The following is a 16,070-nucleotide window of genomic DNA, read 5'->3' as shown; positions in this document are numbered from 1 at the left end:
CGTCCCTTTGTCTACGTGGGCGCCACATCGCTGTCAAGACTTTGTCAGCACATACGGACTTATTTACGTCGTGTGTTCTTGATATCGTGAGCGGCGTGACCGCCATGCGACACCGATCCCAGGACCCCCGGTGGGATCCAGCCAGGCAGATCTCGGTCGACCACCGCAGCCCCGTCCCGCTGTACTTCCAGGTGGCGAGCCAGATCGAGGAGGCCATCACCTCCGGAGCGCTGCCCGTCGGCGCGCGCCTGGACAACGAGATCGAGCTGGCGGGCAACCTCGGGCTGTCCCGCCCCACCATCCGGCAGGCGATCGGGTCGCTGGTCGACAAGGGGCTCGTGGTGCGCAAGCGCGGCGCGGGCACGCAGGTCGTGTTCAACCACGTCAAGCGCTCGCTGGAGCTGAGCAGCCTCCACGACGACCTCACCGGCATCGAGGCGCACCCCACGACGCGCGTGCTGGTCAACGAGATCTGCCACCCGCCCGAAGAGGCCGCCCGCGCGCTCGGACTGTCCGAACAGGACGAGGTGCTGCACCTGGAGCGCGTCCGCAGCGCGCGCGGCGAGCCGATCGCCCGGATGCGCAACTACCTCCCGGCCGCGCTGATCCGGCCCAGCGACGAGGACCTGAGCGAACGCGGCCTCTACCGGCTCCTGCGCGCGGCGGGCGTCCGCCTGCACGCCGCCCAGCAGACCATCGGCGCCCGCACCGCCACCGACGAGGAAGCCGCCCTGCTCGACGAGCCGCGGGGGGCCGCGCTGCTGACCGCGCAGCGCATCACCCACGACCACACCGGCGCCATCGTCGAGTACGGCACGCACGTCTACCGCGCCTCCCGCTACACCTTCGACCTCACCCTCCGCGGCGACACGTGACCCGCGAGACCTGCCGTCACTGCGAACGCACTAACGTGCTGGGCGTGATGCACGCTCGCCGAAGCCGTGATTCGTGAGGTTGCCGTGACCGAAGTACCCGAGGGGGGACCGCGCGTTCCGCTGCGCGATCAGGTCCACGACGAGCTGCAGGCCCGGATCAGCGACGGGCGACTGCGGCCCGGCGACCGGATCTTCGAGCAGGAACTGGCCATCGAGTTCGGCATCTCCCGCGTCCCGGTGCGGGAGGCGATCCGGATGCTGCAGAGCGCGGGCATGGTCGAGGTCCGGCCGCGCCGGCGCGGCGTGTTCGTCCGCAGCCTCGACCGGCAGCAGCTCGAAGAGCTCTTCGACGTGCGCGAAGCCCTCGAAGCGCTGGCCGCGCGGCTCGCCGCCGAGCGCAGCGACTCCGCCGACGTGGAACGGCTGGGCGAGCTGGCGACCCGCGCCCGCGAGGCGCTGGACTCCTCCGACACCGACGCGATGTCGGAGGCCAACACCGAGTTCCACGACAAGCTCGTGGCGGTCTCCCGCAACGAGCTGCTGGCATCGATGCTCGAACCGCTGCACGGACGGCTGGCCGCCCTGTTCCGGCTGAACCTGGAGCCGGAGCGCGTCTGCGCCGAGCACGCGGAGCTCTACGCGGCCATAGCAGCCGGTGACGCCGAGCGGGCGTCGGAGATCGCCCGCAAGCACGTGCGCGCGAGCCGCGCGATGGTGCTCGAGCGCATGGTGCACTGAAACCCCGCTCGCCTCCCTTGACTGGCGCAACCAGCTCGCCATAGTTTACGTATACGTTCAAATATACTTTCGTATCGCGAAACTCGATCCCTCGTGATCGATGTTCGAGGGAGGTGCCGCGTTGGTCCGCTCAACAACGCCGTTCGACCTGGTCTTCCTGGCGCAGCGACTCATCGGCCCGCACGGTGAGACGTCCGGCAGCGTCGGCATCCGGGACGGCCGCATCGCCGCCGTCGAACCGCTCGACGCCGAGCTGCAGGGCGACCGGATCGTCGAACTCGCCGACGACGAGGTGCTGCTGCCCGGACTCGTCGACACCCACGTGCACGTCAACGACCCCGGCCGCACCGAGTGGGAGGGCTTCGACACCGCCACCCGCGCGGCGGCCGCCGGTGGGGTCACCACCATCGTCGACATGCCGCTCAACAGCCTCCCGCCGACGGTCGACACCGACGCGCTGGAGGTCAAGCGCAAGACCGCTCGGGAGAAGGCGCACGTCGACATCGGCTTCTGGGGCGGCGCGATCCCCGGCAAGCTCGACGAGCTGCGCGGCCTGCACGAGGCCGGCGTGTTCGGCTTCAAGTGCTTCCTGCTGCACTCCGGCGTCGACGAGTTCCCGCCGCTGGACTCCGCCCAGCTCGACACCGCGCTGCGCGAACTGGCCGGGTTCGACGCGATGATGATCGTGCACGCCGAGGACTCCGACGCGATCGACGAGGCCCCGACCCCGCACGGCGAGGACTACGGGGATTTCCTCGCCTCCCGCCCCAAGGGCGCGGAGAACGTCGCGATCGCGCAGGTCATCGAGCTGGCCCGGCGCATCGGAGCCCGGGTGCACATCCTGCACCTGGCCTCGTCCGACGCCTTGCCGCTGATCGCCTCGGCCCGCGCCGAGGGCGTGCGGGTGACCGTCGAGACCTGCCCGCACTACCTGAGCTTCACCGCCGAGGAGATCCCCGACGGCGCCACCCAGTTCAAGTGCTGCCCGCCCATCCGCGAGGCCGCCAACCGCGAACTGCTGTGGAAGGCCCTCGCCGACGGCACGATCGACTGCATCGTCAGCGACCACTCCCCCTGCACGCCGGAGCTCAAGCGCTTCGACACCGGCGACTTCGGCGTCGCGTGGGGCGGGGTCTCCAGCCTGCAGCTGGGCCTGTCGGCCATCTGGACCCAGGCGCGCCAGCGCGGGTACGACCTGTCCGACGTGGTGACCTGGATGGCCCGCAAGCCCGCCGAGCTCGCCGGGATGCGCAGCAAGGGCTCGATCGCGGTGGGCAACGACGCGGACCTGTGCGTGTTCGCGCCGGACGACGCGTTCGTCGTCGACGTCGCCAAGCTCCAGCACCGCAACCCGGTCTCGGCCTACCACGGCCGTCCGCTGGCCGGCGTCGTGCGCGAGACCTGGCTGCGCGGAACCCAGATCGCCGGTGACGGCGCGGACACCTCGCAGCGGCACGGCAAGCTGCTCACCCGCGGCGAGGTCTGAGCCGCGGGTGGTCCTGGTCCGAACCGACCCGGCAAGAGCGACATCGACGCCGGGCGGTTCGGACCAGAACCGCCACCATGCATGGCAGAAGCCGGGCCTCCACGTCGGAGGCCCGGCTTTCGTGGTTTCACACCATCACACCGGCGGCCAGTTCTTCATCTCCTTCGGGCGCGGCGGGGCGTAGGTGCGCACCTTCGAGGTCTTCAGGCCGAGCCGGACGAGCGACTCCGCGATCGTCACCGCCGCCGTCACGCCGTCGATCACCGGAACGCCGGTGCGATCCACGACCCGCTCGGCGAGTCCGGCCATGCCGCCGCAGCCCAGGCAGATCGCCTCCGCCCGGTCGTCGCGCACCGCGCTGACCGCCTGCTCCACGATGGCGTCCACGGCCGCCTGCGGATCGCGTTCCAGGTCCAGCACCGGCAGCCCGCTCGCGCGCACCGACGCGCAGCGGGCGCTGAGACCGGCCGCGTGCAACCGGTCCTCGATCAGCGGCACCGTGCGATCCAGGCTGGTCACCACCGAGTAGCTGCGACCCACGAACTGCGCCGTGCTCGCCGCCGCCTCGGTGATGTCCACGACCGGGACGTCGAGGAGCTCCTGCAGCCCCTCGCGGCCGTGCTCGCCGTACCCGGCCTGGATGACCGCGTCGAACGGTTCCGGGTAGGCCCGCACGGCCTCCATCACGGCGACCGCCGCGAGGTAGCTCTCGTAGTTGCCCTCCACCGACTCCGCCCCGAAAGACGGTGTCAGCGGGACGATCTCGGTCCCGGGCGAGGCGACCGAGGCGGCCTGCTCACCGATGGAATCGGTGATGGACTTGGTCGTGTTGACGTTCACGACGAGAATGCGCATGAAACCGACTTTCTCCGAAAACCTTGATCCGCGGTCTCATTCCGCGGCGACGGCGATGGTCTCCCCGTCCACGTCCCGCGCGTCCGGTTTGCGGTCGCCGATGACCGCGTAGATGATCGCGCCGAGGATCGCGCCGATGAACCAGGAGAACCCGCCGACCGAGCTGAAGGCCGGCACCAGCGCCAGCACCACGGCGATCGCCGCGGCCGGGATGAACGCCCAGACCGCCTTCGGATTGTATCCGCGCGTGTAGTGGTACTCGCCGTTGCTGTCCTCGGTGTAGAGCTCGGGGACGTTCACCCGCGTCTTCCGGATCAGCCAGTAGTCGGCCATGATCACGCCGAACAGCGGGCCGAGCAGCGCGCCCAGACCGCCCAGGAAGTAGTTGACCACCACCGGGCTGTCGTAGAGGTTCCACGGCAGGATGACCAGGCCGATCACCGCGCTCACCAGTCCCGCGCGGCGGAAGTTCAGCCGCTTCGGGAAGAGGTTGACCAGCACGTAGATCGGGGCGACGAAGTTGGCCAGCAGGTTGACCGCGATCGTCAGCACGATCAGCGCGAGCGAGGCCAGCGCCAGCAGGTAGGTGTTGGGGATCGTCTGCACGATGTCGGTCGGGCTGGTGATCACCCGGCCGTTGATCTTGAACTGCGCCCCGCTGAGGACGACCACGATTCCGGCGAAGAACAGCATGTTCACCGGGATGCCGACCAGGTTGCCCAGCACGATCGACTGGCGGCTCTTGGCGGAACGGGTGAAGTCGCAGAAGTTCAGCACGAACGTGCCGTAGATGACCACCCACAGCGCGGCGCCCTGCAGGATCTGCAACCACATCGCCCCGCCGGTCAGCGGCTGGGCCGTGGACATCGAGATCGAGAAGTCCGCGCGGGCGAACATCCAGGCCGCGAGGCCCAGCATGGTGATCAGCGTGGTCGGCGCGGCCACCGCCATGTACCTGCGGATGACGTGCATGCCGTAGCTGACGATGAGGACCTGGACCGCCCACAGCGCCAGGAAGGTGATCCAGCCGAGCAGCGAAAGACCCAGCAACGACTGGTCTTCCAGTGACCTCAGCCCGGGGAAGATCGCGACCAGCAGCGCGTCGAGCACCGAGGAGGCGAGGTAGGTCTGGATGCCGAACCAGGCGATGGCCACGACCCCGCGCACGGCCGCCGGGATCTGCGCGCCCTTGGTGCCGAACGCGATCCGGCTCATCACCGGGAAGGGCACGCCCGCCTTGTGCCCCATGTAGCCCGACATCGTCAGCAGCAGGAACAGCAGCGCCGAGGCCAGCACGAACGCGGCCAGGATGCCCCAGACGTTGAGCCCGAGCGCGAACAGGCCGATCGCGAAGGCGTAGTTGCCGAGGCTGTGCACGTCGTTGGCCCAGAGCGTGAAGACGTTGTAGGCGCCCCAGCGGCGCCCCTCCTTCTTCGTGGGAGCCAGGTCGTAGCTGTACAGCCGCTCACTTGAGGCGGGCGGGAGGTCCACATCGGATTGGTCGTTCGTGGCAGTCACTGGCCGCCTCCAAGCTCCACCCCGCCACTCTGCGAGATGGGTCATTTCCGCGATGCGAAAGTATACGTGCGAGTTGGAGAAGACGGTAAGGCGCGCGCAGGCGTCCGTCAATACTGTCCGGTAGCCGAGTCCGATGTGATCTCGGCGGCGGACGCGGGGGCTTCCGCATCGGGCCGAGGTTGCCTATCCTGCTCCTCAGGCGCCCTTTTGTATACATGAATTTCGCAGGTCACGGGCGTACGCTAGGTCGGGTTTCCCGTCGAGGAGGAGTCAGCTTGAACACGCCGTCGTACTTCGCTCCTACCGGTGGTCTGCCGCCGCAGACCGATCTGCTCACCGACCGGGCGATCGTCACCGAGGCCTACACCGTGATCCCGCGCGGCGTGTTGCGCGACATCGTCACCAGCAACTTCCCCGGCTGGACCCGCACCCGCGCCTGGGTGCTGGCCAAGCCCGTCCAGGGCTTCGCCACCACCTTCGCCCAGTACCTCGTCGAGATCGCCCCCGAAGGCGGCAGCGGCAACCCCGAACCCGAACCCGGCGTCGAATCCGTCGTGTTCCTCATGACCGGCGAACTGGAGCTGACCATCGCCGGCACCCGCCACCACCTCGAACCCGGCGGCTACGCCTACCTGCCCGCCGGAGCCGACTGGTCGGTCAGCAACCCGGGCCACTCCCCCGCGACGTTCTCCTGGGTGCGCAAGCCCTACGAGTTCGTCGACGGCATCTCCGCGCCCGAGCCGTTCGTGACCCGCGAGCAGGACATCGCGCCGACCCCGATGCCCGACACCAACGGCGCCTGGGCGACCACCCGCTTCGTCGACCCCGACGACCTCGCCCACGACATGCACGTCAACATCGTCACCTTCCAGCCCGGCGGCGTGATCCCCTTCGCCGAAACCCACGTCATGGAGCACGGCCTCTACGTCCTGGAGGGCAAGGCCGTGTACCGCCTCAACGGCGACTGGGTCGAAGTCCAGGAGGGCGACTTCATGTGGCTGCGGGCCTTCTGCCCCCAAGCCTGCTACGCGGGAGGACCCGGTCCCTTCCGCTACCTCCTCTACAAGGACGTCAACCGCCAGATCCGCCTCACCTGACGGCGGTCCCCACGGGAACCCGGATTACCGCAGTAATCATGTCCCCGAATGCTGCGGTAATCCTGATACCCGAATACCGCAGTAATCCGGTGCCCGAATACGGGAGTTTTCCGGGGTTCGGTCACGTGGGTGTGGGGTTGAAGGCTTCGGTGCGGGGTGTGCCGTCGTAGTGGGTGGTGGGGAGGCCGAAGAGGGTGGCGAGGGTGGGGGCTACGTCCATCGTGGTCGCCGGCGCCGGGGTCGTGTTGCCCCGGCGGACTGCGGGGTGGCCTCCCGTGATGAAGAACGGGATCGGTTCCGTGACCGGGTGCCCGTGGTTGCCCGGGATGGGGTTGGAGACCAGCTCCGGGTCGGTGAAGCGCCAGCCCTCCTCGCAGTAGGCGACGAGGTCGCCCGCTTCGGGCCCCAGGCGGAGTTCGGCGGGGTCATGGACGGACAGCACGCCCTCGGTGGCCTCCGCCAGCTCGCGCATCCGCTGCACGGCCGCGGGGCGCTCGGCGTCGGGGCCGGTGAAGTACAGCAGTTCCGCGCCACCGTTCTGGGCGATCTCGGTGCGGCCCGCCAACGCAGGGTCGGAGTCGAGGACCGGGCGCAGCGAGATCACGCGATGCGGCAGCGACCAGTCCATCGAGTGGTCTGCGAGGATCAGCAGCACGCTGGACTCCCAGCGCCCCGTGCTGCGCAGGTGGTCGACGAAGCGGCCCACCTGGGCGTCGGCGGAGGCCAGCGCCGCCGCGCGGGCCGCGTGCAGCGTGGTGCCGGTCAGGTCGGTGTGGCCGACGCGGTCGACGTCGCCGAAGTTCGCGAACACCAGGTCCGGATCCGCGCTGTCCACGATGGACAACAACGCCTCCGCGGTGAACGCGTCCGGTGCGTGGCCGCTGATCGGCACGATCGGCTCCGGCTCCCAGCGGACGGTCGCCCGGGTGCCGAAGATGCCGTGGAGGTACTCCTTGCTCAGCACGCTGCCGGTGACCTTGCCGTGGCCGCGCAAGAGCTCCAGCAGCGTCTCGGCTCGCAGGTCGGAGGCGCGGTCGAGGGTCCGGACCTGGCCCTCGGCGCGGTCGAACACCGAGTTGGCCGGGACGCCGGTGCGGTCCGGGCGCACGCCGCTCATCATCATCACGTGGTTCGGGATCGTCTCCATCACCGGCAGCGATCGCGCCGATGGGAACGACGTCCCGCTCTCGCGGAGCTCGTGCAGCCGAGGGGTGAGCACCGGACTGATCTCCTCGGGCCGGCACCCGTCGACGACCAGCGCGTAGGCGCGCAGCTGCTTGGCGTCCGCCGCCCAGGCGGCGGGGGACGATGCCGACAGCAGCACACCGGCACCTGCGGCGCGCAGGAAGCTGCGGCGGTTCAGCGGATTCACCGGATTCACCGGATTCCCTCCGAAACCTGGTGCACCTGCTGACTTCCCGCGGGCACCTCGAACGAGACGGTGCGCTGGGCACCGGTGGACGGCTGTGTGCGGTCGTCCAGCGCGAACCAGTCCATCTGGACGCGTTCCGCGGTGACGTCCAGGACCGAGAAGCCGTGCGAGTCGAAGTCCAGGTGCTTCACGTGCGGGTTGTTGGCCCGGATCGCGGCCTCCACGGCCAGCGAGGCGGTGCGCGGCGGGACGCGCAGGATGTCGTCGAGGTTGTCACTGGTCACGGATGTGCACACGAGTTCGGTGCCCACCGAGTTGCGGTCCAGCGGGTAGGTCGCGGGCGAGAAGGGCAGTTCGGCCGCCCACGCCGAGTGGATGTCGCCGGTGAGGAAGACGGTGTCGGTGATCCCCCGCTCGTGCAGCACGCCCAGGACCTCGTCGCGGTCGGCGGTGTATCCGTCCCACTGGTCGACGTTGTAGGGCAGCCCCTCGATCTCCGGGGTGCCTGTGAGCTCGCCGATCGCGCGGCGTTCCTCGATCGACAGCGTCGAGGGGAACCGCACGGGTGCGATCATCACCGGGTTGCCGATCAGCTTCCACTGGGCCGTGGAGTCCGCGAGACCGCCGGTCAGCCAGCGCATCTGCTCTGCGCCGGTGATGGTGCGCGCCGGATCGCCGATGCCCGGGTCCAGCGGCGTGGAGACCTGCTGACTCCGGTGGCTGCGGAGGTCCAACATGGACAGTTCGGCCAGCGTGCCGAACCGCAGCCGCCGGTGCAGGACGCCACCGGGTTCGTAGCGCACCGGCATCCACTCGGCGTAGGCGCGCTGCGAGGCCGACCTGCGGTCGGTCCAGGAACCTTCGGCGCCCTCGGTGTGGTTCTCGGCTCCGCCGGACCACGCGTCGTTGGCGGACTCGTGGTCGTCCCAGGTGACCACGAACGGAACCGAGGCGTGCAGGTCGGCCAGGTCGGGGTCGGTCTTGTACTGGGCGTGGCGGCGCCGGTAGTGCTCCAGGGTCGTCATCTCCACCGGCGGATCGTGCGGGCGCACCACGACGTCGCGGGCCTGGAACTCGCCCGGCGCGTACTCGTACAGGTAGTCACCGAGGTGGAGCACCGCGTCGAGGTCGCCGCGCGCCGCGAGGTGGCGGTAGGCGGCGAAGTGGCCGGCCTGCCAGTTCGAGCAGGACACCACTCCGACTCGCAGCCGCCGCAGCGGCGCGTCCGCCGCTGGCGCGGTGCGGGTGCGGCCAGACCGGGACACCTCGCCCAGCGCCCGGAAGCGGTACCAGAGCCGCTGCCCGGCGGGAAGACCGGCGACGTCGACCTTGACCGTGTGGTCGCGCCACGCCCCGGTGATCAGCGAACCGCGCGCCACCACGTTCCCGAAACCCTCGTCGGCGGCGACCTCCCAGTCGACCGCGCAGGCCGCGCCGACTCCGGAACCGGGCAGTGCTTCCGGTTCCGGAGTGACCCGCGTCCACAGCACCACGCCGTCGGCGGTCGGGTCGCCGGAGGCGATGCCGTGCGCGAAAACCGGCCCGGAGGCGGATGCGGTGGTGGCCAGCCCACCGATGCTCATCGCACCGGCGAGCACCCCACCGGCCTTGATCAACGACCGACGGCGGATCTGCGACATGATCCGAAAAATGTCACCCCGACGAGTGCGTGTACACCCGTTCGGAGGAACGTTACCGACCTGTTCACAGACCAGCCGCTTGATCGACAACTCCCGGGCCGCCCCACCGCCGGGAGCCCGCCGCGTCAGCGACCGACAGCGCCAGCGGAAGCCCCACCTCCACTTTGCGGCGGCGTTTGCGCGACGAAAACACCTGTTCACAGGCCCCGAGGAGCGGCCATCTCGCCAGGTGAACGCAAACGCTTGCGCATGAGACTCAGGCCACAGTACATTCCTCGCGATCTGGACAGCGGATCGATCGAGGGAGGGCGAGTGGTCGGCATCGAGGAGGTCGCGCGGCGAGCCGGCGTCTCGCCGTCGACGGTGTCGCGCGCGCTGCGGGGACGCTCCGGGGTATCGGAACGGACGCGGCAGCGCATCGCCGAGCTGGCCGACGAACTCGACTACTCGATCTCCCGCTCGGCGTCCGGACTGGCGACCGGGCGCACGCTCTGCATCGGAGTCGTCGTCCCGTTCGTGTGGCGGTGGTTCTTCGGGCAGATCATCGGTGGCGCCGAGCAGGTCCTGCGGGCCGCCGGTTACGACCTGATGCTCTACACCGCCGGAGACGTCGAGTCCCGCGAGCGGTTCTTCCGGGAACTGCCGTTGCGCGGGCGGGTGGACGCCGTGCTGGTGCTCTCGATGGACCTCACCGAGCGGGAAGCCGACCGGCTGCGCGGGTTGGACGTACCGCTGGGCCTGGTCGGCCACGAGGCCGAGGGATTCAGTTCCGTGCACATCGACGACCGGCTCGGCACCCGGCTGGCCGTGCAGCACCTGATCAACCTCGGGCATCGCGACATCGCGATGATCCAGGGACTGGAACCGAAACCGCTGGGCGCCGTCGCACCGGTCGTCCGCCGCGAGGCGTTCCTGAAAACCCTCCACGACAACGGCGTCGAACAGCGCCCCGAGTGGATGGTCCCCGGCGAGTTCTCCATCGCGGGCGGCGAGCGCGCGATGGACCGGCTGCTCGCCGAAAGCCACCAGCCCACAGCCGTTTTCGCCTACGCCGACGAGATCGCCATGGGCGCGTTGCGCTCGCTGCGCAGGCACGGCAGGTCGACGCCGGAGGACATGTCGATCGTCGGTTTCGACGACCACGAGATGAGCGAGTACGTGGACCTGACCACCGTGGCCCAGCCGGTGCGCGCGCAGGGAGCCACGGCCGCGCAGTTGTTGATCGACCAATTGAACTCGAATTCTCGCGCGAGCACCGTCGTGCCGATTCCGATCGAATTGGTGGTGCGAGGTTCAACGGCTCCTCCGCGGAGAAGCGCGGAACTGTGAGGAGATGAAGGAGGCTGGTAAGCGCAGGTGAGAACCTGCCGTTCGCTGGCGATCTGAAAGCGGGCGCATCGCGCCCGGCGCAATTCGACGAATCGAATACCGAACGACCGCACGATGCCACTGGATCGATCCGGTGCATCGCGCGGCGGAGACCCCGTGCGCTCGATGAGTCCTCAATGGAGAGTGACATGAGACAGAGAAACCGGTTAGCGATCGCCGCGGTGCTGACGTGCACCGCCGCACTGACCGCCGGCTGCGGCGGTTCGGCCACCAACGAGCCATCGGCTGCGCTCGAAGGCCGGGGCCCGATCACCTTCGTGGCGGGCAAGGACGAGGAGAGCGTCAACCCCAAGATCGTCGAGGCGTGGAACAAGGCGCACCCCGACGAGCAGGTCCGCTTCATCGAGCTCTCCTCCTCGGCCGATGACCAGCGCCAGCAGATGGTGCAGAACGCGCAGACCAAGTCCGACGCGTTCACCGTGCTCGACCTCGACAACGTCTGGACCGCGGAGTTCGCCGCGAACCGCTGGATCACCGCACTTCCCCAGGAGCAGTTCGGCATCAACGAGTTCGTGCCGACCACCGTCGAGACCTCGCTGTACCGCGACCGGCTCTACGGCGTCCCCGCCACCTCCGACGGCGCGATGCTCTACTTCCGCAAGGACCTGCTGACCAAGGCCGGTGTGCAGCCCCCGACGACGTGGGACGAGATGCGGCAGGCCTGCGACAAGGTACTCGCCCTGCCGGAGGCCGCCGGGATGTCCTGCTTCGCGGGGCAGTACGAGAAGTACGAGGGGCTCACGGTCAACTTCGCCGAGGCGGTGCACGGCGCCGGCGGCGTGATCACCGACCCGAACGGCAAGCCCAACGTCAACACGCCCGAGGCCAAGCGCGGTCTGGACGCGCTCGTCGAGGGCTTCCGCTCCGGGACCATCCCCCGCGATGCCATCACGTTCAAGGAGACCGAGACGCGGCGCGCCTTCATGGAAGGCAAGATCCTGTTCAGCCGCGCCTGGCCGAACCAGTACTCGCACGCGGCCAAGACCGACGGTTCTTCCGGCGTGGCGGGCAAGTTCGACGTCGCGCCGCTGCCCGGCGTAGCGGGTCCCGGCGTGTCCAGCCTCGGCGGGCACAGCCTGGCGATCTCCTCGTTCGCCAAGAACAAGGCGACCGCGGTCGACTTCATCAAATTCGCCACCGCCCCCGAGCAGCAGCGGCTGCGGCTGGACCAGGGCTCGCTGGCCCCGACCCGCATCTCGCTCTACGACGACCCGTCGATGCAGGCCAAGTACCCGTACCTGCCGCTGCTGAAGAGGTCCATCGAGGGCGCCGAGCCGCGCCCCCGGGTGGTCAAGTACGGCGAGGTGACCGACGTGATCCAGGAGCACGCCTACGCGGCGCTGCGCGGTGAGAAGTCCTCCGAGCAGGCATTGGCCGATCTGCAGGCCCGGCTCCAGGAGCTGACCGGACAGCAGTGAGCGCGCGGGGCGGCGCCGGTTCGCGGCGCCGCCCCGGGACTCGCGGGGAGGTAGATGATGACGACAGAAGTGGAATCCGCCGCCGTGCCCTCGTCCGGGCGCCTCGCGGCGCGCGATCGCCGCAGGCGGAGATCGCCCCAGGCCGCCGCCGTCGCGCGACTGGCCGGGATGCTCGTGTCGCCGACGTTGTTGGTGCTCGGTCTGGTGGTGGTCTACCCGATCGTCGCGGCGCTGCGGCAGTCGCTGTTCACCGAGGGCCAAGGCGTCGACGCCGAAGGGTTCGTGGTCGAGGGCGAGCAGTTCGCCGGACTCGGCAACTACGCCGAGATCTTCACCGGTCCCGCCGCCGCGCGGTTCTGGAACGCCATGTGGAACACCACCTTCTTCACCACGACGACGGTGGTCCTGGAGGCGGCGCTCGGCGTGGTGATGGCGCTGATCATGCACCGGGCGTTCCGCGGGCGCGGCCTGGTGCGCGCGAGCGTGCTGGTGCCGTGGGCGATTCCGACCGCGGTCTCGGCGCTGCTGTGGCGGTGGATCTTCGCCTCCGACGGCGTGGTCAACGCGATGCTCGGAACGCAGGTGCTCTGGAGCGCCGACGGCGGACCGGCGAAGCTGGCCGTGATCGTGGCCGAGGTGTGGAAGACCGCACCGTTCGTGGGCCTGCTGGTGCTGGCGGGTCTGCAGGTGATCCCGCGCGACGTCTTCGAGGCCGCGCGGGTCGACGGCGCCACCGCCTGGCAGCGGTTCGCGCACATCACGCTCCCCCTCGTGCGTCCGGCGCTGCTGGTGGCGGTGCTGTTCCGGATGCTCGACTCGCTGCGCATGTTCGACCTGCCGTTCGTGCTGATCGGGCAGCAGAAGGAATCGGTGGAGACCCTGTCGATGCTGGCCTGGCAGGAGGCCACCAACGTGCAGTACGGGCCCGCCGCGGCCTACGCGACGATCATGTTCTGCTACGTCGCCGTCGTGGCCTTCGCCTTCGTCAAGCTGCTGGGCGCGGACCTGCTGGGTGAAGCCCGCTCGCAGGTGAAAGCCGCGCGGAGAACCCGAAAGGCGGTGGCGTGATGGCCGCTTCGTCCTCGGCCCGATCGTGGAAGCGCTGGTTGCCGCACGCGGGTGTCGCGGTGATCGTGCTGTACTGCCTGGCCCCGTTCTACTGGATGGCGGCCACGGCGTTCCGGCGCCCGTCCGACCAGTTCGACCTCAGCCCGCTGCCCGCGGTGTGGTCGCTGGAGAACTTCCGCGCCGTCTTCGCCCCCGACGTGGGGTTCGGCTGGGCGCTGCTGAACAGCTTCGTGGTCGCCTCGGTGACCACGCTGCTGACCCTGGTGATCGGCATGACGACCGCCTACGCGCTGGCGCGGCTGCAGTTCCGCGGCAAGAACGCCGTGCTGGCGCTGATCATCGCCTGCTCGATGTTCCCGGGCATCTCGCTGATCGTGCCGCTGCTCAAGCTGTTCACCGACATCGGCTGGATCAACACCTACCAGGCGATGGTGCTGCCGAGCCTGTCGTTCGCGCTGCCGCTGGCGGTGTGGAACCTGACGACCTTCTTCCGCCAGATGCCGGTGGAGCTGGAGCAGGCGGCGATGGTGGACGGGTGCACGCCCGGTCAGGCCTTCCGCAAGGTGATCGTCCCGCTGGCGGCGCCCGGCGTGTTCACCACGGCGATCCTGACCTTCATCATGGCGTGGAACGAGTTCATCATCGCGCTGAGCATGGTCAACGAGAAGGAGATGCAGACCGTCACGGTCGCCATCTCGAAGTTCGTTGGCGCGCAGGGGCACGAGCAGCCCTTCGGCACCCAGATGGCGGCGGGCGTGATCGTCACCGTCCCACTGGTCATCGCCGTGCTCATCTTCCAGCGCCGCATCATCGCCGGCCTGACCTCGGGCGGGCTCAAATGACCGAAGTGGACTCGTTCGAAGCGGGAGAAACGTTGCAGTACAACCGCTCTGATGAAATTCCGTGGTGGCGCGACGCGGTGATCTACCAGGTCTACATCCGCAGCTTCGCCGACGGCGACGGCGACGGGATGGGCGACATCGAGGGCATCCGGTCGAAGTTGCCCTACCTGCGGGTTCTGGGCGTCGACGCGTTGTGGATCAACCCGTGGTACCGCTCGCCGCAGGCGGACGCGGGCTACGACGTGGCCGACTTCCGCGACATCGATCCGCGCTTCGGCAGCCTCGCCGACGCGGAGAAGCTGATCGCCGACGCGCACGAGCACGGGCTGCGCATCATCCCGGACATCGTGCCCAACCACACCTCCGATCAGCACCGGTGGTTCCAGGCCGCGCTGTCGGCCGGGCCCGGCTCTCGGGAGCGGCAGCGCTTCGTCTTCCGGCCCGGCCTGGGCGCCGACGGTGAGCGGCCGCCGAACAACTGGCGGTCGGTGTTCGGCGGTCCGGCGTGGACCCGGGTGGCCGACGGGGAGTGGTACCTGCACCTGTTCGCCCCCGAACAACCCGACCTGAACTGGGCGAACCCCGAGGTCCACGACGAGTTCGCCGACGTCCTGCGGTTCTGGTTCGACCGCGGCGTGGACGGGTTCCGCATCGACGTCGCCCACGGCCTGGTCAAGGACCCGGAGCTGCCGGACCTGACCGGCGAGCCGGACGAGCGCCTCGCGCACCCCCACTGGGACCGCGACGAGGTGCACGAGATCTACCGCCGGTGGCGCCGCATCGCCGACGAGTACCCGGGCGAGCGCAAGTTCGTCGCCGAGGCCTGGGCGCCGTCACCGGAACGACTCGCCCGGTACCTGCGGCCGGGTGGTCTGCACACCGCGTTCAACTTCGACTTCCTGAAGTGCCCGTGGAGCCCGGAGCGGATGCGCGAGGTCATCGACTCGACGATGGCGAGCTTGACCGCCGTGGGGGCGCCGCCGACGTGGGTGCTGTCCAACCACGACGTGCCCCGGCACGTGACCCGGTACGGCAGGGAGACGGCGTGGGTGCCGCACGACCAGCGCGCGATCGGCGAGGACGAGCTGGTCCTCGACGAACCGGACCTGGCCCGCGGGACCCGCCGGGCGCGCGCGGCGGCGCTGCTGATGCTCGCGCTGCCGGGCGGCGCCTACGTCTACCAGGGAGAGGAGCTCGGGCTCCCGGAGGTCGAAGACCTCCCCGAGGAGGCCCTGCAGGACCCGATGTGGGAGCGCTCGGGTCGCACCGAGCGGGGTCGCGACGGCTGCCGGGTACCGCTGCCGTGGTCGGGTTCGACCCCGCCGTTCGGCTTCGGCCCCGGCGGGTCCGCGGAGTCCTGGCTCCCCCAGCCGGGTGACTGGCGAGACCTCACCGCCGAGGCGCAGGACGGCGATGCGGCCTCGATGCTGGAGCTCTACCGCGGGGCGCTGCGCCTGCGGCGCGAGCTCGACGCGCTGGGCGAAGGCGGGATGCGCTGGCTGGACTCCCCCAGCGGTGTTCTGACGTTCCGCCGCGAGCCCGGATTCACATGCGTGGTCAACATGTCCAGCAGCCCGCAGCCGTTGCCCGACCACGGACGGGTCCTGCTCACCAGCGACGACCTGGCCGGCGACCACCTCCCCACCGACACAGCGGTGTGGCTGGCCGACTGAGAGCGGCACACCTCAGCCCCCGACGGCACCACCCGGAGAACCGCCGTAATCGGGTCCCCGAATACTCCTGTATTCCGGCACCTGATCACGGCGGTTTTC

General features: G+C 69.5%; 13 protein-coding genes. 9 read left to right on the top strand and 4 right to left on the bottom strand.

The genetic code is table 11. From position 1 onward, the window contains the following. Nucleotides 1-104 precede the first annotated feature (104 nt). The 3 genes from AB0J78_RS05615 (at nucleotide 105) to allB (ending at nucleotide 3,099) form a co-directional block, all read left to right on the top strand. Entirely contained in the window at nucleotides 105-875 is a 771-nt protein-coding gene (locus AB0J78_RS05615; RefSeq protein ID WP_363787549.1) for a GntR family transcriptional regulator, read from the top strand. 84 nt (nucleotides 876-959) lie between these two features. Then, the gene (locus tag AB0J78_RS05610; protein WP_363787326.1) at nucleotides 960-1,613 is read left to right on the top strand and encodes a GntR family transcriptional regulator; all 654 of its coding nucleotides are present in this window, start codon (nucleotides 960-962) and stop codon (nucleotides 1,611-1,613) included. Nucleotides 1,614-1,770: 157 nt separating this feature from the next. Continuing rightward, a complete protein-coding gene (allB, locus tag AB0J78_RS05605; RefSeq protein WP_363787548.1) occupies nucleotides 1,771-3,099 on the top strand; it encodes an allantoinase AllB in 1,329 nt (442 codons plus the stop codon). A 135-nt stretch (nucleotides 3,100-3,234) separates the two neighbouring features. Here allB and AB0J78_RS05600 read toward each other — a convergent pair whose 3' ends face one another. Further along, on the bottom strand, nucleotides 3,235-3,954 hold the full coding sequence (locus AB0J78_RS05600; RefSeq protein WP_363787323.1) for an aspartate/glutamate racemase family protein: 720 nt from the start codon (nucleotides 3,952-3,954) through the stop codon (nucleotides 3,235-3,237). A 36-nt stretch (nucleotides 3,955-3,990) separates the two neighbouring features. Then, nucleotides 3,991-5,472: an NCS1 family nucleobase:cation symporter-1 gene (locus AB0J78_RS05595; protein WP_363787321.1), complete on the bottom strand. Its 1,482-nt coding sequence runs from the start codon at nucleotides 5,470-5,472 to the stop codon at nucleotides 3,991-3,993. A 275-nt stretch (nucleotides 5,473-5,747) separates the two neighbouring features. Here AB0J78_RS05595 and AB0J78_RS05590 point away from each other — a divergent pair, with 275 nt between their 5' ends. Beyond that, nucleotides 5,748-6,569, top strand: a complete 822-nt coding sequence (locus tag AB0J78_RS05590; RefSeq protein WP_363787319.1) for a bifunctional allantoicase/(S)-ureidoglycine aminohydrolase — start codon at nucleotides 5,748-5,750, stop codon at nucleotides 6,567-6,569. Nucleotides 6,570-6,690: 121 nt separating this feature from the next. Here the strand turns inward: AB0J78_RS05590 and AB0J78_RS05585 are convergent, their stop codons facing one another. Continuing rightward, the gene (locus AB0J78_RS05585; protein WP_363787317.1) at nucleotides 6,691-7,941 is read right to left on the bottom strand and encodes an alkaline phosphatase family protein; all 1,251 of its coding nucleotides are present in this window, start codon (nucleotides 7,939-7,941) and stop codon (nucleotides 6,691-6,693) included. Nucleotides 7,942-7,946: 5 nt separating this feature from the next. After that, nucleotides 7,947-9,581: an alkaline phosphatase D family protein gene (locus AB0J78_RS05580; protein ID WP_363787315.1), complete on the bottom strand. Its 1,635-nt coding sequence runs from the start codon at nucleotides 9,579-9,581 to the stop codon at nucleotides 7,947-7,949. 312 nt (nucleotides 9,582-9,893) lie between these two features. Between AB0J78_RS05580 and AB0J78_RS05575 the strand changes: the two genes are divergently transcribed. From AB0J78_RS05575 to AB0J78_RS05555, 5 genes are all read left to right on the top strand, one after another. After that, the gene (locus AB0J78_RS05575; RefSeq protein ID WP_363787312.1) at nucleotides 9,894-10,910 is read left to right on the top strand and encodes a LacI family DNA-binding transcriptional regulator; all 1,017 of its coding nucleotides are present in this window, start codon (nucleotides 9,894-9,896) and stop codon (nucleotides 10,908-10,910) included. 188 nt (nucleotides 10,911-11,098) lie between these two features. Beyond that, nucleotides 11,099-12,388 carry an ABC transporter substrate-binding protein gene (locus tag AB0J78_RS05570; protein WP_363787310.1) on the top strand — a complete coding sequence of 430 codons (1,290 nt, stop codon included), beginning with the start codon at nucleotides 11,099-11,101 and terminating at the stop codon, nucleotides 12,386-12,388. Between the two features lie 57 nt (nucleotides 12,389-12,445). Continuing rightward, nucleotides 12,446-13,456, top strand: a complete 1,011-nt coding sequence (locus tag AB0J78_RS05565) for a sugar ABC transporter permease (RefSeq protein ID WP_363787308.1) — start codon at nucleotides 12,446-12,448, stop codon at nucleotides 13,454-13,456. Continuing rightward, nucleotides 13,456-14,298, top strand: a complete 843-nt coding sequence (locus AB0J78_RS05560) for a carbohydrate ABC transporter permease (protein ID WP_363787306.1) — start codon at nucleotides 13,456-13,458, stop codon at nucleotides 14,296-14,298. Before AB0J78_RS05565 ends, AB0J78_RS05560 begins: the two co-directional genes overlap by 1 nt. Then, the gene (locus tag AB0J78_RS05555) at nucleotides 14,295-15,971 is read left to right on the top strand and encodes a glycoside hydrolase family 13 protein (protein ID WP_363787304.1); all 1,677 of its coding nucleotides are present in this window, start codon (nucleotides 14,295-14,297) and stop codon (nucleotides 15,969-15,971) included. Before AB0J78_RS05560 ends, AB0J78_RS05555 begins: the two co-directional genes overlap by 4 nt. Nucleotides 15,972-16,070 lie beyond the last annotated feature (99 nt).

Source organism: Saccharopolyspora sp. NPDC049426, assembly GCF_040676935.1.
In the GTDB taxonomy this organism is placed as follows: Bacteria; Actinomycetota; Actinomycetes; order Mycobacteriales; family Pseudonocardiaceae; genus Saccharopolyspora.
This window is presented reverse-complemented; position numbering and strand designations above follow the sequence as displayed.

Bases quoted from the DNA above. Each gene is read 5' to 3' on its own strand.
- AB0J78_RS05615 (WP_363787549.1), top strand. From the start codon at position 105: ATGCGACACCGATCCCAGGACCCCCGGTGGGATCCAGCCAGGCAGATC.
- AB0J78_RS05600 (WP_363787323.1), bottom strand. From the start codon at position 3,954: ATGCGCATTCTCGTCGTGAACGTCAACACGACCAAGTCCATCACCGAT.
- AB0J78_RS05580 (WP_363787315.1), bottom strand. From the start codon at position 9,581: ATGTCGCAGATCCGCCGTCGGTCGTTGATCAAGGCCGGTGGGGTGCTC.
- AB0J78_RS05570 (WP_363787310.1), top strand. From the start codon at position 11,099: ATGAGACAGAGAAACCGGTTAGCGATCGCCGCGGTGCTGACGTGCACC.
- AB0J78_RS05565 (WP_363787308.1), top strand. From the start codon at position 12,446: ATGACGACAGAAGTGGAATCCGCCGCCGTGCCCTCGTCCGGGCGCCTC.
- AB0J78_RS05560 (WP_363787306.1), top strand. From the start codon at position 13,456: ATGGCCGCTTCGTCCTCGGCCCGATCGTGGAAGCGCTGGTTGCCGCAC.
- AB0J78_RS05555 (WP_363787304.1), top strand. From the start codon at position 14,295: ATGACCGAAGTGGACTCGTTCGAAGCGGGAGAAACGTTGCAGTACAAC.